This window comes from Streptomyces subrutilus (assembly GCF_008704535.1).
GTDB classification, from domain to species: domain Bacteria; phylum Actinomycetota; class Actinomycetes; order Streptomycetales; family Streptomycetaceae; genus Streptomyces; species Streptomyces subrutilus.
The window spans coordinates 6,018,039-6,033,963 of sequence record NZ_CP023701.1 but is presented as its reverse complement, the minus strand read 5'-3'; the positions used below and the strand labels follow the sequence as shown (position 1 = coordinate 6,033,963).

The 15,925-nt window shown below is 75.0% G+C and carries 17 protein-coding genes, 7 tRNA genes and 1 pseudogene; 11 read left to right on the top strand and 14 right to left on the bottom strand.

Annotated features, from left to right (window positions below):
- Positions 1 to 85: 85 nt before the first annotated feature.
- Positions 86 to 811: a 3'-5' exonuclease gene (locus CP968_RS26825; RefSeq protein WP_150520437.1), complete on the top strand. Its 726-nt coding sequence runs from the start codon at positions 86 to 88 to the stop codon at positions 809 to 811.
- Between the two features lie 85 nt (positions 812 to 896).
- On the opposite strand, the gene CP968_RS26820 is transcribed toward CP968_RS26825, so the two are convergent.
- Positions 897 to 968: transfer RNA gene (locus CP968_RS26820), tRNA-Val, on the bottom strand.
- A 38-nt stretch (positions 969 to 1,006) separates the two neighbouring features.
- Positions 1,007 to 1,522 (bottom strand): SRPBCC family protein, encoded by a 516-nt coding sequence (locus CP968_RS26815; RefSeq protein ID WP_150520436.1) that lies wholly within the window; start codon positions 1,520 to 1,522, stop codon positions 1,007 to 1,009.
- Between the two features lie 577 nt (positions 1,523 to 2,099).
- On the opposite strand from CP968_RS26815, the pseudogene CP968_RS26810 reads away from it, so the two are divergent.
- Positions 2,100 to 2,889, top strand: a pseudogene (locus CP968_RS26810) (SCO7613 C-terminal domain-containing membrane protein); the annotation flags it as partial.
- Positions 2,890 to 2,948: 59 nt separating this feature from the next.
- Here CP968_RS26810 and CP968_RS26805 read toward each other — a convergent pair.
- Positions 2,949 to 3,020, bottom strand: a tRNA-Val gene (locus CP968_RS26805).
- Positions 3,021 to 3,066: 46 nt separating this feature from the next.
- On the bottom strand, positions 3,067 to 3,513 hold the full coding sequence (locus tag CP968_RS26800; RefSeq protein ID WP_150520435.1) for a TIGR02611 family protein: 447 nt from the start codon (positions 3,511 to 3,513) through the stop codon (positions 3,067 to 3,069).
- Positions 3,514 to 3,690: 177 nt separating this feature from the next.
- On the opposite strand from CP968_RS26800, the gene CP968_RS26795 reads away from it, so the two are divergent.
- Together CP968_RS26795 and CP968_RS26790 are read left to right on the top strand one after the other, a co-directional pair.
- On the top strand, positions 3,691 to 4,104 hold the full coding sequence (locus CP968_RS26795) for an SsgA family sporulation/cell division regulator (RefSeq protein ID WP_030011909.1): 414 nt from the start codon (positions 3,691 to 3,693) through the stop codon (positions 4,102 to 4,104).
- A gap of 217 nt (positions 4,105 to 4,321) precedes the next feature.
- On the top strand, positions 4,322 to 4,948 hold the full coding sequence (locus CP968_RS26790; RefSeq protein ID WP_150520434.1) for a CGNR zinc finger domain-containing protein: 627 nt from the start codon (positions 4,322 to 4,324) through the stop codon (positions 4,946 to 4,948).
- On the opposite strand, the gene CP968_RS26785 is transcribed toward CP968_RS26790, so the two are convergent.
- Positions 4,889 to 5,062: a hypothetical protein gene (locus tag CP968_RS26785; RefSeq protein WP_189829002.1), complete on the bottom strand. Its 174-nt coding sequence runs from the start codon at positions 5,060 to 5,062 to the stop codon at positions 4,889 to 4,891. The genes CP968_RS26790 and CP968_RS26785 overlap by 60 nt on opposite strands.
- A gap of 114 nt (positions 5,063 to 5,176) precedes the next feature.
- Positions 5,177 to 5,635 carry a hypothetical protein gene (locus CP968_RS26780; protein ID WP_150520433.1) on the bottom strand — a complete coding sequence of 153 codons (459 nt, stop codon included), beginning with the start codon at positions 5,633 to 5,635 and terminating at the stop codon, positions 5,177 to 5,179.
- Positions 5,636 to 5,832: 197 nt separating this feature from the next.
- On the opposite strand from CP968_RS26780, the gene CP968_RS26775 reads away from it, so the two are divergent.
- Positions 5,833 to 6,348, top strand: coding sequence for a DsbA family protein (locus tag CP968_RS26775; protein ID WP_150520432.1), 516 nt, complete (start codon positions 5,833 to 5,835; stop codon positions 6,346 to 6,348).
- A 24-nt stretch (positions 6,349 to 6,372) separates the two neighbouring features.
- On the opposite strand, the gene CP968_RS26770 is transcribed toward CP968_RS26775, so the two are convergent.
- The 3 genes from CP968_RS26770 to CP968_RS26760 form a co-directional block, all read right to left on the bottom strand.
- Positions 6,373 to 7,215, bottom strand: a complete 843-nt coding sequence (locus CP968_RS26770) for a GNAT family N-acetyltransferase (protein WP_150520431.1) — start codon at positions 7,213 to 7,215, stop codon at positions 6,373 to 6,375.
- A 61-nt stretch (positions 7,216 to 7,276) separates the two neighbouring features.
- Positions 7,277 to 8,098: an aminotransferase class IV gene (locus tag CP968_RS26765; RefSeq protein ID WP_150520430.1), complete on the bottom strand. Its 822-nt coding sequence runs from the start codon at positions 8,096 to 8,098 to the stop codon at positions 7,277 to 7,279.
- A complete protein-coding gene (locus CP968_RS26760) occupies positions 8,095 to 9,180 on the bottom strand; it encodes a chorismate-binding protein (RefSeq protein ID WP_167536853.1) in 1,086 nt (361 codons plus the stop codon). Before CP968_RS26760 ends, CP968_RS26765 begins: the two co-directional genes overlap by 4 nt.
- 179 nt (positions 9,181 to 9,359) lie before the next feature.
- On the opposite strand from CP968_RS26760, the gene CP968_RS26755 reads away from it, so the two are divergent.
- The 5 genes from CP968_RS26755 (at position 9,360) to CP968_RS26735 (ending at position 9,833) form a co-directional block, all read left to right on the top strand.
- Positions 9,360 to 9,432 (top strand) — tRNA-Gly (locus CP968_RS26755).
- 39 nt (positions 9,433 to 9,471) lie between these two features.
- A tRNA-Cys gene (locus CP968_RS26750) sits at positions 9,472 to 9,545 on the top strand.
- A 1-nt stretch (position 9,546) separates the two neighbouring features.
- Positions 9,547 to 9,618: transfer RNA gene (locus CP968_RS26745), tRNA-Val, on the top strand.
- Between the two features lie 20 nt (positions 9,619 to 9,638).
- Positions 9,639 to 9,710 (top strand) — tRNA-Val (locus tag CP968_RS26740).
- A 51-nt stretch (positions 9,711 to 9,761) separates the two neighbouring features.
- Positions 9,762 to 9,833: transfer RNA gene (locus tag CP968_RS26735), tRNA-Val, on the top strand.
- Positions 9,834 to 9,897: 64 nt separating this feature from the next.
- Here CP968_RS26735 and CP968_RS26730 read toward each other — a convergent pair.
- The 3 genes from CP968_RS26730 to CP968_RS26720 all read right to left on the bottom strand — a co-directional run bounded on the left by CP968_RS26730 (position 9,898) and on the right by CP968_RS26720 (position 11,761).
- Positions 9,898 to 10,191, bottom strand: a complete 294-nt coding sequence (locus tag CP968_RS26730; RefSeq protein ID WP_150520428.1) for a TFIIB-type zinc ribbon-containing protein — start codon at positions 10,189 to 10,191, stop codon at positions 9,898 to 9,900.
- Between the two features lie 66 nt (positions 10,192 to 10,257).
- Positions 10,258 to 11,364 (bottom strand): phosphotransferase, encoded by a 1,107-nt coding sequence (locus CP968_RS26725; protein ID WP_150520427.1) that lies wholly within the window; start codon positions 11,362 to 11,364, stop codon positions 10,258 to 10,260.
- A gap of 211 nt (positions 11,365 to 11,575) precedes the next feature.
- Positions 11,576 to 11,761 carry a hypothetical protein gene (locus CP968_RS26720; protein WP_150520426.1) on the bottom strand — a complete coding sequence of 62 codons (186 nt, stop codon included), beginning with the start codon at positions 11,759 to 11,761 and terminating at the stop codon, positions 11,576 to 11,578.
- Between the two features lie 552 nt (positions 11,762 to 12,313).
- Between CP968_RS26720 and CP968_RS26715 the strand changes: the two genes are divergently transcribed.
- Positions 12,314 to 13,501, top strand: coding sequence for a serine/threonine-protein kinase (locus CP968_RS26715; RefSeq protein ID WP_150520425.1), 1,188 nt, complete (start codon positions 12,314 to 12,316; stop codon positions 13,499 to 13,501).
- A 76-nt stretch (positions 13,502 to 13,577) separates the two neighbouring features.
- Here the strand turns inward: CP968_RS26715 and CP968_RS26710 are convergent, their stop codons facing one another.
- Positions 13,578 to 14,390: a TrmH family RNA methyltransferase gene (locus CP968_RS26710; RefSeq protein WP_150520424.1), complete on the bottom strand. Its 813-nt coding sequence runs from the start codon at positions 14,388 to 14,390 to the stop codon at positions 13,578 to 13,580.
- A gap of 42 nt (positions 14,391 to 14,432) precedes the next feature.
- Positions 14,433 to 15,668 (bottom strand): uroporphyrinogen-III C-methyltransferase, encoded by a 1,236-nt coding sequence (cobA, locus tag CP968_RS26705; RefSeq protein WP_150520423.1) that lies wholly within the window; start codon positions 15,666 to 15,668, stop codon positions 14,433 to 14,435.
- Between the last annotated feature and the right edge of the window lie 257 nt (positions 15,669 to 15,925).

The window sequence follows — 15,925 nt, the reverse complement described above, 5'->3', positions numbered from 1 at the left end:
TCACCGATTCGGGCAAGGACGACACGGTCCGAGGCGGCGCCGCCCGGCTGCGCCCCAACTGCCGACCGGGGACGAGGAGTTCGCCATGACACGCTGGTACGAGGGCCCGCTGGCCGCATTCGACACCGAGACGACCGGGGTGGACGTCGAGCAGGACCGGATCGTGTCCGCCGCGCTCGTCGTGCAGGAGTGCGCGGGCGGCCGGGTGCGTTCCACCCGGTGGCTCGTCAACCCGGGCGTCCCGGTGCCTCCGGGCGCGACCGAGGTGCACGGCCTGACCGACGAGCACCTCCAGCTGAACGGCCGCTGGCCGGCGCCGGTGGTGGAGGAGATAGCCCGGGCGCTCGGGGAGCAGCAGGCGGCGGGCCGGCCGGTGGTGGTGATGAACGCGCCGTTCGACCTGACGCTGCTGGACCGGGAGTTGCGCAGGCACCGGGCCTCGTCGCTGTCGCGGTACCTGGACGACCGCCCGTTGGCGGTGCTGGACCCGCGGGTGCTGGACAAGCACCTGGACCGGTACCGCAAGGGCCGCCGCACGCTGACGGACCTGTGCGCGCACTACGGGATAGAGCTGGAGTCGGCGCACGACGCGGCGGCGGACGCGATGGCCTCGCTGGAGCTCGTCCGGGCGGTGGGCCGCCGGTTCTCGGGGCGGCTGGAGCGGCTGACGCCGGCCGAGCTGCACACGCTCCAGCAGGTGTGGCACGCGGCGCAGGCGCGCGGCCTGCAGGCCTGGTTCGCGCGGCAGGGCACCCCGGAGCCGGTCGATCCGCACTGGCCGCTGCGGCCCGACCTGACGGCGGCTGCCTGAGCGCGGCCCCGCGCCCGAGCGGTCTCCGCGGGGGCCCGTACATGCGGAAGGCCGGTCCGTCGACTGACGGACCGGCCTCTCCCGGTGGGCGATACTGGGATCGAACCAGTGACCCCTTCGGTGTGAACGAAGTGCTCTCCCGCTGAGCTAATCGCCCGGGAACGCACCGAACAATACAGAAGGCCCGGGGCTGGTTCAAACCGCTTCCGGCGAGCCGCCCAACCGGCTCTGCAATCCGCGGTGTCCGGCGCGCATCATCAGCGCGTGGTTGAGCCGGAACACCGCCCGTCCCGGGAGCGCGAGCCGGCGCATCGAGGCCCGCCGCACCTCGACCTCCTGTTCGTACAGCGCGCGCGTCCGCCCGCCGCCGGCCGCGCCGCGCGCCCGTACGGTCCACCGCGCCCAGCCGTCGAGGTCACCGCGCAGGGCCACCTCCAGGACGCCCCGGACGGGGTCGCGCAGCAGCTCGGTGGCGGTGACGCGCAGGACGTACGGGAGGACCGAGCGGACGAGCGCGGTCCCGGTGCGGTCGTCGACGGGCTCGACCCGGCGCACCTGCGGCCACCACAGCGGGTACTGCCCCGGCTGTTCCAGCTCGGCGTAGACGCGGGCGGGCGGCGCGTCGAGGTCCCACACGCTGCGGAACCGGTAGCGGCTCCAACGGTCCCACGGGTTCAGGCGGTTCAGGCGGTTCAGGCGGTTCAGGTCCATGGGAGGAGTCTGGCCCGTGGACCGCGCCCGCATCCCCGGTTCGCCGCAACGGTACTCAGACGCGTCCGAGTACGCCCGCCGACCTCCCGGCGGTCGTACGGCAGCACACTCCGGAGCATGAACACGCCCCCACCGCCGGCCGAGGAGCTGGCGCTCATCGACCGCGAGCTGGTCCTGCTCGACGCCCGGCGCGCCCTGCTGCTCGGGCGCCGGGACCTGTTGCTGCGGCTGCTGTACGCGACGCCCCGGGCCGGCGCGCCGCCCTGGGGCCCGCCCGCGGGCCGCGCCGGCGCTTCCGGGCCCGCCGGGGACGGTTCGGCGCCGAGCGCGCAGACCGTCCTGCTGACGCTCGGCGGCCGGGTTCCTGGCCCCGCACACCGTCGGCCGGAGCTCCGGGGGCGGCGCCGGGCGGGGCGTCGGGCCGGTGGCGGCCGGGTGCGCGCCGGGAGGGGCCCTGCTCCTGTCCCTGGGCGCGCTGGACGGCCGGACGGCCGCCTTCGCGGTCTGGGGCCTGCTGGGCGCGGGTTGCGCCGCCGGAGCGGCGTACGGGCCCGCGGCGCGCGCGGTCCGGGCGGCGGCCGCTGTGGGCGCGGTCGGGTACGCCGCCGGGCTGCTGGTCGCGGCGGCCGCGCTGACGGACCTGGCCGTGGCCTGGTGGGGCCTGCCGGTGCTCGCGGTACCGGCGGCGGTGGCCGCGCTCGGGCCGCGGCTGGGGGCCGTACGGATTCCGGCGGAGGTCGCGGCGGGGGCGGCCGGGATCCTGGCGCCGGCGCTGGCGCTCACCCGGCCCGGGGCCCTGGCCGCGGCCCTGTCGCTGGCGGGGGTGGTCTGCGCGGGGGCGGCGGTGCGCCCGGACCGGCGGGGTCTGGGCCTCGCGGCGGGGGCGCTGTTCGCGACGGCGGCCTGGGTGCGGCTGGCGATGGACGGGGTCACGACGCCCGAGGCGTACGCGCTGCCGGTGACGGTGCCCGCCCTCGCGGTGGGCCTCCTGCGGCGCCGGAGGGACCCGGAGGCCTCGTCCTGGACCGCGTACGGGCCGGGTCTGGCGGCGACGCTGCTGCCGAGCCTGCTGGCGGCCTGGGGCGACCCGCACTGGCAGCGCCCGCTGCTGCTGGGCCTGGCGGCGCTGGCGCTGACCCTGGCGGGTGCCCGGAGCGGGCTTCAGGCACCGCTGCTGCTGGGCGGGGCGGTGCCGGCGTCGGTGGCGCTGCACGAGCTGGCCCCGTACGTGGTGCAGGTGGCGGGCGCCCTGCCGCGCTGGCTGCCGCCGGCCCTGGCGGGCCTGCTGCTGCTGGCGGTGGGGGCCACGTACGAAGAGGCTGGCCGACGCGCGGCGACTGCGGGAGGCGCTCGGCCGGCTGCGGTGACGGGGGCGCGAACGCCAGGGGCCCGGAGACTGTGACAGCCTCCGGGCCCCTGGTCCGGGTGGGCGATACTGGGTTCGAACCAGTGACCCCTTCGGTGTGAACGAAGTGCTCTCCCACTGAGCTAATCGCCCGGACGCACCGCAAACATTACCGCATGTCAGCGGTGCTCCCCGACCATCACTGGTCGGTGATGTCCCAGGGCAGGACGAGCCCGTACTTCCACAGGTAGAAGGCGATCAGCGCGGCCGCGATGACGAGGCCCGCACTGGTCAGGATGATGTTGCGGCGGCGCACCTTGGGATCGAGGGCCTTCTGGGCCGCCTCGGTGACCTTGCGCTTGGTCCAGCGCAGGACGAGGTGGGCCCAGGCGAATTCGGTCGCCCAGATCGCCAGGCCCGCGAAGATGGCCACCCAGCCCGGTCCGGGCAGCACGAGCATGGCGATGCCCGCGCCGATGACGGCGAGGCCGACGACGAAGACGCCGACCTGCCAGCTCAGGTGCAGGCTGCGGCGGGCCTTGATGAAGGCCGGCGCCTTGGACACGTGCGGCGTCTCCTCGACGGCCCCACTGCTGGATTCACCGGTTGCGGGCTCGTGGGCCCCGCGGTCACTCCCCGTATTCATGGGCTCGAATCTACCGGAGCCGGAAGCACACGTGAATGCTGGTTTGGATCCGCCGTACGAGGGACCCAGAGGTCCGCAAAACGGTCAGAGGGGTTTACAACGGCACCGTAGGTGGCATGTCGATTTCGCCGACGTGCGAATCCCCGAGCGCACACTGAGCGAAAGGCCCTGGCGCTTATGAACACCACGGTCAGCTGCGAGCTGCACCTGCGCCTCGTTGTGTCGAGCGAGTCCTCACTGCCTGTTCCCGCGGGCCTGCGGTATGACACGGCCGACCCCTACGCCGTGCACGCCACCTTCCACACCGGCGCCGAGGAGACGGTCGAATGGGTATTCGCCCGCGACCTCCTCGCCGAGGGCCTCCACCGGCCCACCGGTACCGGCGACGTCCGCGTCTGGCCGTCCCGCAGCCACGGTCAGGGCGTCGTCTGCATCGCCCTGAGCTCACCGGAGGGAGAAGCACTGCTCGAAGCACCCGCCCGAGCACTCGAGTCGTTCCTCAAGCGGACGGACGCCGCGGTCCCACCCGGGACCGAACACCGGCACTTCGACCTCGACAAGGAGCTCTCCCACATCCTGGCCGAAAGCTGAGCCAGGCCTACCACCGCACGACACCGTCCGACTCGGGGCGACGGTGCGTGTCGGACAACCACATACGTGTGTACCGGCGCTGTCTCCGCGGAAGCCACCCGCGGGGGCGGCGCCGGTGCGCGTGGGGGGCGGGGCCGCGGGGCGGACCCGCTAGAGTCGGCCACCACACGGCGGCGGCCCCGTCGTCGCAGGCAGGCCCCGGCCCCCAGGGAGACCCGTGCAGATCCCCCACGACACCCGTCGCGCGCTGGACGTCGTCGTCGCGCTGGTGAACACCGCGGCCGAGGCCGACCAGCCCGACGGCCTCGCCACCCTGGGCTCGCTGCGCGGCTTCGTCCAGGAGTACGCGATCAGCGACGTCGGCGAGCTCGGCGCCCGGGACCTGGCGGGCGTGCGGACCGTGCGCGCCAAGTTCGCCCAGGTCTTCGCCGCGCCGAACCCGCGCGCGGCGTCCGTGCTGATCAACGAGCTCGTGGCCACGGCCGGCACCACGCCGCAGCTGACCGACCACGACGGCTACGACTGGCACGTGCACTACTTCGCCCCGGGCGCGTCGGTGGGCGACCACCTCGCGGCCGACGGCGGGATGGCCCTGGCCTTCATCGTCGTCTCCGGGGAGCAGGAGCGGCTGCGCCGCTGCGAGGCCCCGGACTGCCGGCGCGCCTTCGTGGACCTCTCCCGCAACCGCTCCCGGCGCTACTGCGACAGCCGGACCTGCGGCAACCGGCTGCACGTGGCGGCCTACCGGGCCCGCCGCAAGGGGGCCGGCGCCGAGGCACCGGACTCAGAGCACGAAGAGGTCGTGCACGGCGGCGAGCAGCAGCAGGGTGCCGATCACCGCTAGGAAGATCATCAGGGGCGGTTGGGAGAGCGCGAAGAGGCAGCCTCGCGGTTCGTCGGCGACGGTTCCGGGCGCCGGTGCGGGCACCGACGGCTCACTGTGCGATGTGTCGAGCATGTCCGGCCGATGATGGCCCAGCCCGAGGGGCGCCACCCCCCGATACGCCTCTCCCGGCCGGGTGGTTCGCCCGATCTCGTGGTTCCTGCGGCGATCGCCCCACGCGGGGCGCCGTCAGATGCCGTGCTTCTTGAGGATGGCCTCGATGTCGGAGAAATCGTCCCCGGCGGCGGCGGCCGGAGGCTGCCGGCGGTCCTCGGGACGCCCACCGGTCCCGGTACCGGTGGCCGGGCGGGAGGCGGCCGGTGCGACGGCCGGACGGGCCGGTCCGCCCCGCACCGGCTCGGGCGGCGCGGCAGGTCCGGGCGCCTTCGCGAGGCGGCGGCGCTCGACGGCGCGCGTGGTGGCGAAGAGCAGCCAGGCCAGGCCGAGCAGGCCGAAGCCGGCCCAGACGGTCGGCTTGAACACCACCTCGGTCGCCCACTGCACGACGCCCGTCAGCACCAGCCCGACGGGCACCAGCGCGTACGCGGCGATCCGCGTGGCGGCCAGGAAGCGCTTGCGGTAGGCGGTGAGCGCGGCGATGCCCAGGCCCGCCGCGGACACCGCGGAACAGATGGTCTCGGCCAGCATGCGGTCCTCCGGCTCTCGGTGACGGGCGATCCGTACCCGTCCATCGTGCACCGGCCCCCGTCGCCCGGGCCAGGCCGACGGCCCGCCGCGGGAGGATCTCCGGGACATCTCCGGGTCGCGCCTCCTCCCCAGGGCCCGTGGCGGGTGCGGGGCGGGTGCCGGTCGGGGGCCGGGGGCGGGGCTGGGAGACTGTCCGCATGACCGATTCCGTGATCCTCGACGTCTGGTGCGAACTGCAGTGCCCGGACTGCCTCACCGCCCTGGACGACGTACGCGCCCTGCGGGCCCGCTACGGCGACCGGCTGGACATCCGGCTGCGCCACTTCCCCCTGGAGAAGCACAAGCACTCCTTCGCCGCGGCCCAGGCCGCCGAGGAGGCCGTGGAGCAGGGGCAGGGCTGGCCGTACGCCGAGGCCGTGCTGGCCCGTACCGCGGAGCTGGCCGGGCGGGGGGAGCCGGTGCTGCTGGACGTGGCGCGCGAACTGGGCCTGGACGTGGAGGAGTTCGACACCGCCCTGATCGACGGACGGCACATCCTGATCGTCGACGCCGACCAGGCCGAGGGCAAGGCGATCGGCGTCACCGGCACCCCGACGTACGTGATCGGCGGCGAGCGGCTCGACGGCGGGGCGAGCCAGGACGGCCTGCGCGCCCGCGTCGAGGAGATCGCCGACCGCCTGCTGGCCGGGGCGCCGGCCGACGACGCGTCCTAGACGGCGCGATCCGGAAGCGACGGCCTAGATCAGCTGTTTGATCGCGTTGACCGACGTGTCCCGGTAGCCGAGGGACTCGTACAGCCGACGGGCCGGGGTGTTCCCCTCGGACACGTGCAGGCCCAGGCTCCGGGCGCCCGCGGCCAGGGCAGCGTGCTCGGCCAGCAGCATCAGGCTGCGTCCGTGGCCGCGGCGGCGGTGGCCGGGGGCGACCTCGACGTCGTACACGTAGGGGACGGGGCCGCGGCCCGGCAGGTCCCGCTCCCCCACCCACAGGGTGCCCAGCACACCGCCGCCGGGCCCCTCCAGGACGTGGAAGGAAGCGCCGGGGGTCTCGCGCCCCGCCGGCAGCATCCGGGCGTGCTCCGCGCGGGAGGCGGCGACGCCCTGCTCGGCGGTCATGCCGGGGGCGGTGAGGTTGCGGCCGTACGCGACGACGGCGGGCTCCAGCCACGCGTCGAACTCGGCCGGGGTCATCGCCCGGCCCCGGCTGCCGTCCGGGAGCGCGGGCGGTCCGGCCGGCAGCTCCTTGACCATGACCCGGCCGGTCTCCCGGTAGCCGAGGGACTCCGCCATCCGCAGCGCTTCGCGCGCGTCCGCGGGCACGGACACGGCGACGCAGGTGCAGTGCCAGCCCCGCAGCACCTCCTCGGCGGCGAGCGCGGCGACGGTGCCGCGCCCGCGCCGCCGGTCCGGCTCCTCGATCCGCAGGTCCCGGATCAGCCCGACCCAGGGGCGGGAGCCGGAGGCGATCGACAGTTCGAGGGTGCCGACGTGGCGGCTGTTCACCCGGACCTCGTAGGTCCGTGAACGGGCGCCGTCGCCGTGGTGGCGGAGCGGCTGGGTCGGCCGCAGGGTGGTGGTCACCCCCGAGTTCTACCCGCCCCGCGACCCGAAGGACAGGGGGTGGGGCCCGGCCCGGCGGGACCTACGGGTCGAGGTCGGCGGCGGAGCGGGCCGCGAAGGCCCGCACGGCCTCGGCGGTGACCGGGCCGGGGCCGGAGCCCGTGTCCCGACCGTCGATCCGCACCACGGCCTGGACGTCGCGCAGCGAGGAGGTCAGGAAGACCTCCTCGGCTTCGGCCAGCGCCTCGAACGGCAGGTCGGTCTCCTTGGCGCCGGCCCACTCGACGACGAGGTCGCGGGTGATGCCGGCCAGGCAGCCGGAGGCGAGCGGCGGGGTGTGCAGTTCGCCGTCGAGGACGACGAAGACGTTGGAGCCGGTGCCCTCGCAGAGCCGTCCGACCGTGTTGGCGAGCAGTGCCTCGGAGGCTCCGGCCCGGTGGGCGGCGGCGAGGGCGACGACGTTCTCCGCGTAGGAGGTGGTCTTCAGGCCGGTCACCCCGGAGCGTTCGTTGCGGACCCAGGGCACGGTGACGACCGCCGTGGTGTCCGGGCGGCGGGCGGAGGGGGCCATCGCCGCGATCAGGGTGGGCGCGGCGTCGCCGCGGTCGGATCCGAGCGGGGAGACGCCGCCGGTGTAGGTCACGCGCAGCCGGCCGAGCGGCATCGGGTTGGCGGCCAGGACGGCCGCGCAGGCCCGGCGCACCTCGTCCGCATCGGGGTCGGGCAGGCCGAGGCCGCGGGCCGAGCGGGTCAGCCGCTCCAGGTGGCGGGTGAGCGCGAAGGCCTCGCCGTGCTGCGCCTTGAGCGTCTCGAAGACGCCGTCGCCCACGGTCAGTCCGTGGTCGAACACGGACACCTTCGCCTCGTCCGCGTCCCGCAGTGCTCCGTCGAGCCAGATCTTCACCGTACGGTTCCTCCGCTCATGCCGTTCGTCCCATGGGCACCAGTGGCCTCATGGCTCCCTGACGCTACCCGCAGCAGCCGGGCGGCCTTGAGCTCGGTCTCCGCCCATTCGCGGTCCGGGTCGGAGCCCCAGGTGATGCCAGCGCCGGTGCCGAAGAGCAGGCGGGGCCCGCCGGGGAGCGTGCGGTCGATCCAGAAGGTGCGGATGCCCACGGCGAGCTCGGCGGCGCCGCGGTCGGCGTCGACCCAGCCGATGCCCCCGCAGTAGGGGCCGCGGGGGGCGGTCTCCAGGGCCTCGATGATCCGCAGGGCGGAGGATTTGGGCGCGCCGGTGACGGACCCGGGCGGGAAGGTGGCGGCGAGCAGTTCGGGCCACCCGGCCCCGTCGGCGAGTTCGCCGCTGACGGTGGAGACCAGGTGGACCAGGCCGGGGTGCTCCTCGACCGCGCACAGCTCGGGGACGGTGACGGAGCCGGTGGCGCAGACCCGGCCGAGGTCGTTGCGGACCAGGTCCACGATCATGACGTTCTCGGCGTGGTCCTTGGGGAGCAGGTCGGCGGCGGTGCGGCCGGTGCCCTTGATCGGACCGGACTCCACGCGGCGGCCCGTGCGGCGCAGGAAGAGCTCCGGGGAGGCGGTGGCCGTCTCGACGCCGTGCGCGGGGAGCCGAATCGTTCCTGCGTACGGGGCCGGGTTGCCCCGGGCCAGCAGCGCGGTGAGGGCGTCCACGTCCGCGCCCGCCGGGTCGGGCAGCGGGGCGGACAGCACCCGGCAGAGGTTGGCCTGGTAGACCTCGCCCGCGGCGATGTGCTCGCGGATGCGGCGGACGCCGGAGACGTACGCGGCCCGGTCGAGCGAGGAGGTCCAGTCGTCGGCGCCGGGTCCGCGCCAGGCACCCGGGACGGGCGCCGGGACGGGGTCGGGGCGCACGTCCCCGAAGCGCGCGCAGACCAGCCGCCCTTCGAAGTCGGCCGCGACCGCCCAGAACCCGGTGGAGTCGAGGGCGGCGGGGTCGCTGGTGACGTCGCGGAGGTCGGTCGCGAGGAGGCCGCCGAAGCGGGCGAGGGGAGGCAGGTCGTGCACGGCTGCGAGTCTATGACCGGTGACGCGGGGGCGCCGGTGAGGTGACCGGTGCGTGACCGGCGGTGATCGAGCGGCAGCACGCTGCGGAAACGCGTTTTTGAGCTGGCCCGGGAATCCGCTAGAGTTCAACTCGTCGCCAGGGAGCGAAGGGGAAACCCCCGGAGCGAACACGGTGACCTGCGGACGTAGCTCAGTTGGTAGAGCACCACCTTGCCAAGGTGGATGTCGCGAGTTCGAGTCTCGTCGTCCGCTCGAAGTGGGGGATCTTCCCGAGAACCCCTGCGGCTCCATGGTGGAGTGGCCGAGAGGCGAGGCAACGGCCTGCAAAGCCGTCTACACGGGTTCAAATCCCGTCTCCACCTCCAAGGACGATTAGCTCAGCGGGAGAGCGCTTCCCTGACACGGAAGAGGTCACTGGTTCAATCCCAGTATCGTCCACTGGTCCGCGAGGACCGCCCGCGCGATTAGCTCAGCGGGAGAGCGCTTCCCTGACACGGAAGAGGTCACTGGTTCAATCCCAGTATCGCGCACGCTGTACTACGCATCACGTGTTCCACCTGCGGCTCTCGGCCGTGGATCCCGCGCGATTAGCTCAGCGGGAGAGCGCTTCCCTGACACGGAAGAGGTCACTGGTTCAATCCCAGTATCGCGCACCGACCGAAAGCCCCGGCCGTCTCGACGGCCGGGGCTTTCGCGTGCGCGGGAGGGCGGCACGGGTCAGGAGGAGAACAGCATCCGGCCGAAGCCACCCTTGCGGTGGCCGTGCCCGTGACCGCCGTGGTGGGGTGCGCCCCAGACGGGGGCCGCGTGCTGGGGCGGGTAGGGGGCCGGCGGGGCCGCGGGGGGCGGGGCCTGTCCGTACTGCTGGCCGGTGTACTGGGCCTCCAGCCGGGTCAGCGCCTCCAGCTCGCCGTAGTCCAGGAAGATGCCGCGGCAGCCGCTGCACTGTTCTATCTGGACGCCGTTGCGCGTGTAGGTGTGCATCATCGCGTGACACTTCGGACACTGCATGACCGGATCAACTCCTCGCCGTCGGATGCCGCCACCGGACGCGTACCCGGTGGCGGGAAACTCACCCTACGACGGAAGCCCGTACTCCAAGTCGGCCGGAAGGGCGGCGATTCGGGCGCAGGCGTCCACCACCAGCCGCTCACCGCCGTCGAGTCGGCGGCCGTCCTCCGCTGCCTTGGCCAGGGCCAGGGCGGCCGTCTGCACGGTGAGCGCGCGGGCGGCGAGGTCCAGTTCGGGCCAGGGATCGCTGCCGGGCGGGCCGGCGGCCGGGCCGCCGGCGCAGCGGTAGGCGTCGAGGAAGCGCAGCCAGTCCCCGGGGTCGAGCAGGCCCGCGGCGTACCAGGCGGCGGGGCGGGCCAGGTCCCAGGCGGGCGTGCCGACGCCGAGGTCGTCGACGTCGATCAGCAGCCAGGGCCCGGCCGGGGCGGGCGAGCGGACCAACTGCCCCAGGTGCAGGTCCCCGTGGCAGAGCGCGGCCCCGACCGGGGCCGGTGCCTCGCCCCGCACCCAGGCGGGCAGGGACCGGGCGGCGGCGCGCACGGCGGCCGTCCCGGCCGGGTGCGGGATGCCCGCGACCGGGCGGCGGACGCAGGAGGGCGGGGCCGCGGTGGCCGCCGGCGCGGCGAACGGGGCGTCGGCGGCCGGCGGCCCGGTGCCGCCGGGCGGGCGGTGGTCGGCGGTGGTTTGCGCGCGGGCGAGGCGGTCCAGGGCGCGGGCGAGCTTGGCGGGGCCGCGCATCGGCGGGACGGGGCCGGGGAGCGAGCCGAGCGGGGTCAGGTGCAGGGCGGCCAGGAGCCGGCCGGCCGCCTCCCAGGGGGCGAGCTCGGGGTGCTCCGGGTCCACCGGGGCGCCGTACGGCCACAGGGAGGCGGGCCGCGCGCGTACGGTCCCGGTGCGCAGCGGGGGCAGCAGCACTCCGGCCAGCGGTGCGCTCGCCGCGATCCGCAGGCGTACGCCGAGGGCGTCCGGGTCACTGTCGGCGGCGTGCGCCTTCGCCACGGTGTCCCCGCAGCGCACCACGGTCCCGTCGGGCCGGTCGGCGAGGAGCGTGTACGGGGCGGGCGCGCCGGAGCGGCCCCAGGCCGCGAGGGCGGCGGGCAGTCCGGTGCGGCTCGTGCGGTCCTCGGCTCCCCGGTCCGCCGGGCGGCGCCAGCCGCTGTCGTCGCCGGTCATCCGGGCTCCCTCCGCCGTCTCGTCCGAGGAGGAGCGTACGGGGGCGTGCGGGAGGGGCGGGGGAAGGCATGAAAAAGGGTGCTGCCCGTCCGACTCCCCAGCCGTACGGGCAGCACCCTTCACCTGCCGTCCGCCGTCGCGCCCCCGTCCCCACGGGGTTCGACGGTCCGATGTCCCGGTCCGGGCCGCTCTCCCGGACCCGGGGCGCCGCTCAGCGCCCCGGCATCAGTCCCACGGACGACGCCTGTGCCGCGACCTGCTCGAAGCCTCCGAAGAGGAAGAGCAGGAGGGCGGCCAGGGGGAGGACCATGGCGGCGGCCACCAGCGGGTGGCGCGTACCGGACTCGTGGCCGTGGAACGCGAAGGCCTTGCGTCCCTGCCGGGCGGTGTCCGCCATGGTCCTCTCCCTGTCGTTTGGCAGCGGCGGGTTGGTGACCTCGGGGGACGAGTGTTCCGCCCGCCGCTTGACTTCAAGACTAGGCGGGCGGGGTGCTCCCGGCCTCATGCCCTCGTACCCATTGCCGGGCCTCCGGGAGGATGACGGGGGACCCCCCGTGTACTCCCCTGGGTGGAGACGTGCGGCCCGCTGTCGGGGTCTTCCCGGAGGGGATGACCGGAGGGTAGTGACTTCTCTCACTTACGTCACTCCCTGTTCACGCGTGTCCCTCCACAGGCTCCCGGGAAGATCCAATCCAGGCGCGTGCGGCGGCCGCGGGGCGCCGGCGGCCCGCGTGACCTCCCCCGTACCCCAATCCCCTTGCGCACAGGGGTCCTTGGTCGTGGACGGCGGGCCGTGCGGACAACCGGGCCATATCGCTGGAAGACCCTCGCGTGTGCCGTCCCGCACTGACGAGCGAATCCCCCGGCGAGGGCGCGGCCTCTGAGCACGCATGCCGGATGGTCCGTAAGCTGTGCCAGGTCAACAGGACGACCGGTCAGCGGGGTGGACATGGCGATGATGCGGCTCCGGCGCGAGGACCCGCGTGTCGTCGGCTCGTTCAGACTGCACCGGCGGCTCGGCGCCGGCGGCATGGGCGTGGTCTACCTGGGATCGGACCGGCGCGGCCAGCGCGTCGCGCTCAAGGTCATCCGGCCCGACTTGGCCGAGGACCAGGAGTTCCGCTCGCGGTTCGCCCGCGAGGTGTCGGCGGCCCGGCGCATCAGGGGCGGCTGCACGGCCCGCCTGGTGGCGGCGGACCTCGACGCCGAACGGCCCTGGTTCGCGACGCAGTACGTGCCCGGCCCCTCCCTGCACGACAAGGTGGCGGAAGAGGGCCCGCTCGCGGCCGCGCAGATCGCCGCCATCGGCGCAGCGCTCTCCGAGGGGCTCGTCGCCGTGCACGAGGCCGGGGTCGTCCACCGCGACCTGAAACCCTCGAACATCCTGCTCTCCCCCAAAGGCCCGCGGATCATCGACTTCGGGATCGCCTGGGCCACCGGGGCGAGCACCCTCACCCACGTGGGCACGGCGGTCGGCTCCCCCGGCTTCCTGGCGCCCGAGCAGGTGCGCGGCGCCGCCGTCACCCCGGCCACCGACGTGTTCGCGCTCGGGGCCACCCTCGCCTACGCGGCGACCGCCGACTCGCCCTTCGGACACGGCAGTTCCGAGGTCATGCTGTACCGCGTGGTGCACGAGGAGCCGCACCTGGTGGGGGTGCCGGACGCGCTCGCCCCGCTGGTGCAGGCCTGTCTGGCGAAGGATCCCGAGGACCGGCCGACCACGCTCCAGCTCTCCATGCGGCTCAAGGAGATCGCGGCCCGCGAGGCCCAGGGGCTGTCGGACGGGCGCCCGCCGGCGCAGCGCGCCCGCACCGAGCGGCCCTCGGGCCGCCGGCCCGAGGGGACGGAGCGGCTGGAGCGGTACGCGGACCAGCCCACGGAGCGGCGTACCGGCAGCTCGACCGCGCCCCGGCCCCAGGGCGGCCCGCAGTCGCGGCCCTCGTCCGCACGCCATCCGGGCGGCCCGCCGTCCCGGCCGACCGCGGGCCGCACGGGCGGCCGTACGGCGCCGCGCACCACGGGGGCGGGACGGCGGCCGTCCCGGCCCGACCCGAAGCTGATGCGGCAGCGGCTGATCGTCTTCGTGGTGGTCACCCTGATCGTCGCGCTGGGCATCGCGGCGGCGCAGAAGCTCTGAGACCCCGCTCCCCCGCGCGCGACCACCCGTCCGCGCCGTACCGGCGCGGTCCGGGCGGGGCGGGCCCGCGGGGTTCCTACGGGCGGCCCTGGGCCACCGCGTAGAAGGCGACGGCCGCGGCCGCGCCCACGTTGAGCGAGTCGACGCCGTGCGCCATCGGGATGCGCACCCATTCGTCGGCGGCCACGAGCGCCTGCGTGGAGAGGCCGTCGCCCTCGGCGCCCAGCATCAGGGCGACCCGGTCCAGGGACTGCGGGGCGGCCACGTCGATGGGCGAGGCCTTCTGGTGCGGCGTCAGGGCCAGCAGTTTGAATCCCGCCCCGCGCACCGAGTCCAGGCTCTTGGGCCAGGCGTCCAGGCGGGCGTAGGGCACGGAGAACACGGCGCCCATCGAGACCTTCACCGAACGGCGGTAGAGCGGGTCGGCGCAGTCGGGCGAGAGCAGCACCGCGTCCATGCCGAGGGCTGCGGCGCTGCGGAAGATCGCCCCGATGTTGGTGTGGTCGTTGACCGCTTCCATGACGACCACCCGGCGGGCGGTGGTGAGCAGTTCCTCCGCCGTGGGCAGCGGTTTGCGCTGCATGGAGGCGAGGGCTCCGCGGTGCACGTGATAGCCGGTGACGCGTTCGGCGAGCTCGGGACTGACCGCGTACACCGGCGCCGGGAGCTCGTCGATGACGTCGCGCATGACGTCGACCCACTTGGCGGAGAGCAACATCGAGCGCATCTCGTACCCGGCGTCCTTGGCCCGTCTGATGACCTTCTCGCCCTCGGCGATGAACAGGCCCTCCGCGGGCTCGCGCCGGCGCCGGAGTTCGACGTCGGTCAGGCCGGTGTAGTCGCGCAGGCGCGGGTCGTCGGGGTCTTCGACGGTGATGAGATCAGCCACAGGGTGATACTGCCTTGTCCTGGGTGTGGTGCCAACGGCCTGTCAGGCGCCGGCGGTGGGGAGGGACGGTGTTCCGACGCGGACGACCTCGCCGACGACGATCACGGCCGGCGGGCGGACCTGCTCGGCGCGGACCCGCTCGCCGACCGTGGCGAGGGTGGCGTCGACGCGGCGCTGGGCGGCCGTGGTGCCCTCCTGGACGACCGCGACCGGGGTCTCGGCCGGCCGGCCGTGCCGGACGAGGGCCTCGGCGATCAGGCCGATCTTGTCGACGCCCATCAGGATCACCAGGGTGCCGGTGAGCTTGGCGAGGGAGGCCCAGTCCACCAGGGAGCGCGGGTCGTCCGGGCCGACGTGGCCGCTGACCACGGTGAACTCGTGGGCGACACCGCGGTGGGTGACCGGGATGCCGGCGGCTCCGGGCACCGAGATCGAGCTGGAGATGCCGGGGACGACGGTGCAGGGGATGCCGACCTCGGCGAGGGCCTGGAGCTCCTCCATGCCGCGGCCGAAGACGTACGGGTCGCCGCCCTTGAGCCGGACCACGGCCTTGCCGGCCTTGGCGTGCTCGATCAGGGCGTTGTTGATGGCCTCCTGGGCCATGAACCGGCCGTACGGGATCTTCGCGGCGTCGATGACCTCGACGTGCGGGGGGAGCTCGTCGAGCAGGTCGCGGGGGCCGAGCCGGTCCGCGATGACCACGTCGGCCTCGGCGAGCAGGCGGCGGCCGCGCACGGTGATCAGGTCGGGGTCGCCCGGCCCGCCGCCGACGAGGGCGACGCCGGGGGTGGAGCGGTGGCGGTGGCCGGGGGCGGCGAGGGTCCCCTCGCGCAGGCCATCGACGACCGCGTCGCGGACGGCGGCGGAGCGGCGCGGGTCGTTGCCGGTCAGGACGGCGACGGTGACGCCCTCGACGCGGCCGGTGGCCGGGGTCCAGGCGGTGGCGGCGGAGGCGTCGTCGGCGCGGACGCACCAGACGCGCTCGCGTTCGGCCTCGGCGGAGGCGCGCTCGTTGTCCTCGCGGTTCTGGGTGGCGATCAGGGCGTACCAGGCGCCGGCGAGGTCGCCGTCCCGGTAGCGGCGGCGCTCCCAGCGGATCTCGCCCGTCTCCGCCATCGCGTCCACCGAGGGCGTCGCCGACGGGGAGACCAGCAGGACGTCCGCGCCGGCCGCGATGAGCGCGGGCAGGCGGCGCTGGGCGACCTGTCCGCCGCCGATGACGACGACACGGCGGCCGGCCAGGCGGAGTCCTACGGGGTAGGCGGGGGTGTCGGCCATGGCGGTTGCGGCTCCTGGAGGCGGCGGGTTCTCTGGGTGCCGCTGCGGCGCTGGAGCGGCGGGTACTCAGGGTACTGACGTGCGGTGATGTGCCGCGGGTCCACCTTACGGCGCCGTTACGGCGGGGGCGCGGGGCGGGTCCCCGGGCGGGCGCCGCGCTCCCTGCCGTACGCGCAGGGCCGGGCCCGCGGGCGTACGGCCCGCGGGGTGCGGCCCGGCGCCGGTGGGCCGGGGGGCGGCGGCGCCGGGCGGAACGC

Coding starts and splice junctions, on each gene's coding strand:
- CP968_RS26825 (WP_150520437.1), top strand. CDS start 86: ATGACACGCTGGTACGAGGGCCCGCTGGCCGCATTCGACACCGAGACG.
- CP968_RS26815 (WP_150520436.1), bottom strand. CDS start 1,522: ATGGACCTGAACCGCCTGAACCGCCTGAACCGCCTGAACCCGTGGGAC.
- CP968_RS26800 (WP_150520435.1), bottom strand. CDS start 3,513: ATGAATACGGGGAGTGACCGCGGGGCCCACGAGCCCGCAACCGGTGAA.
- CP968_RS26795 (WP_030011909.1), top strand. CDS start 3,691: ATGAACACCACGGTCAGCTGCGAGCTGCACCTGCGCCTCGTTGTGTCG.
- CP968_RS26785 (WP_189829002.1), bottom strand. CDS start 5,062: ATGCTCGACACATCGCACAGTGAGCCGTCGGTGCCCGCACCGGCGCCC.
- CP968_RS26780 (WP_150520433.1), bottom strand. CDS start 5,635: ATGCTGGCCGAGACCATCTGTTCCGCGGTGTCCGCGGCGGGCCTGGGC.
- CP968_RS26775 (WP_150520432.1), top strand. CDS start 5,833: ATGACCGATTCCGTGATCCTCGACGTCTGGTGCGAACTGCAGTGCCCG.
- CP968_RS26730 (WP_150520428.1), bottom strand. CDS start 10,191: ATGCAGTGTCCGAAGTGTCACGCGATGATGCACACCTACACGCGCAAC.
- CP968_RS26725 (WP_150520427.1), bottom strand. CDS start 11,364: ATGACCGGCGACGACAGCGGCTGGCGCCGCCCGGCGGACCGGGGAGCC.
- CP968_RS26720 (WP_150520426.1), bottom strand. CDS start 11,761: ATGGCGGACACCGCCCGGCAGGGACGCAAGGCCTTCGCGTTCCACGGC.
- CP968_RS26715 (WP_150520425.1), top strand. CDS start 12,314: ATGGCGATGATGCGGCTCCGGCGCGAGGACCCGCGTGTCGTCGGCTCG.
- cobA (WP_150520423.1), bottom strand. CDS start 15,668: ATGGCCGACACCCCCGCCTACCCCGTAGGACTCCGCCTGGCCGGCCGC.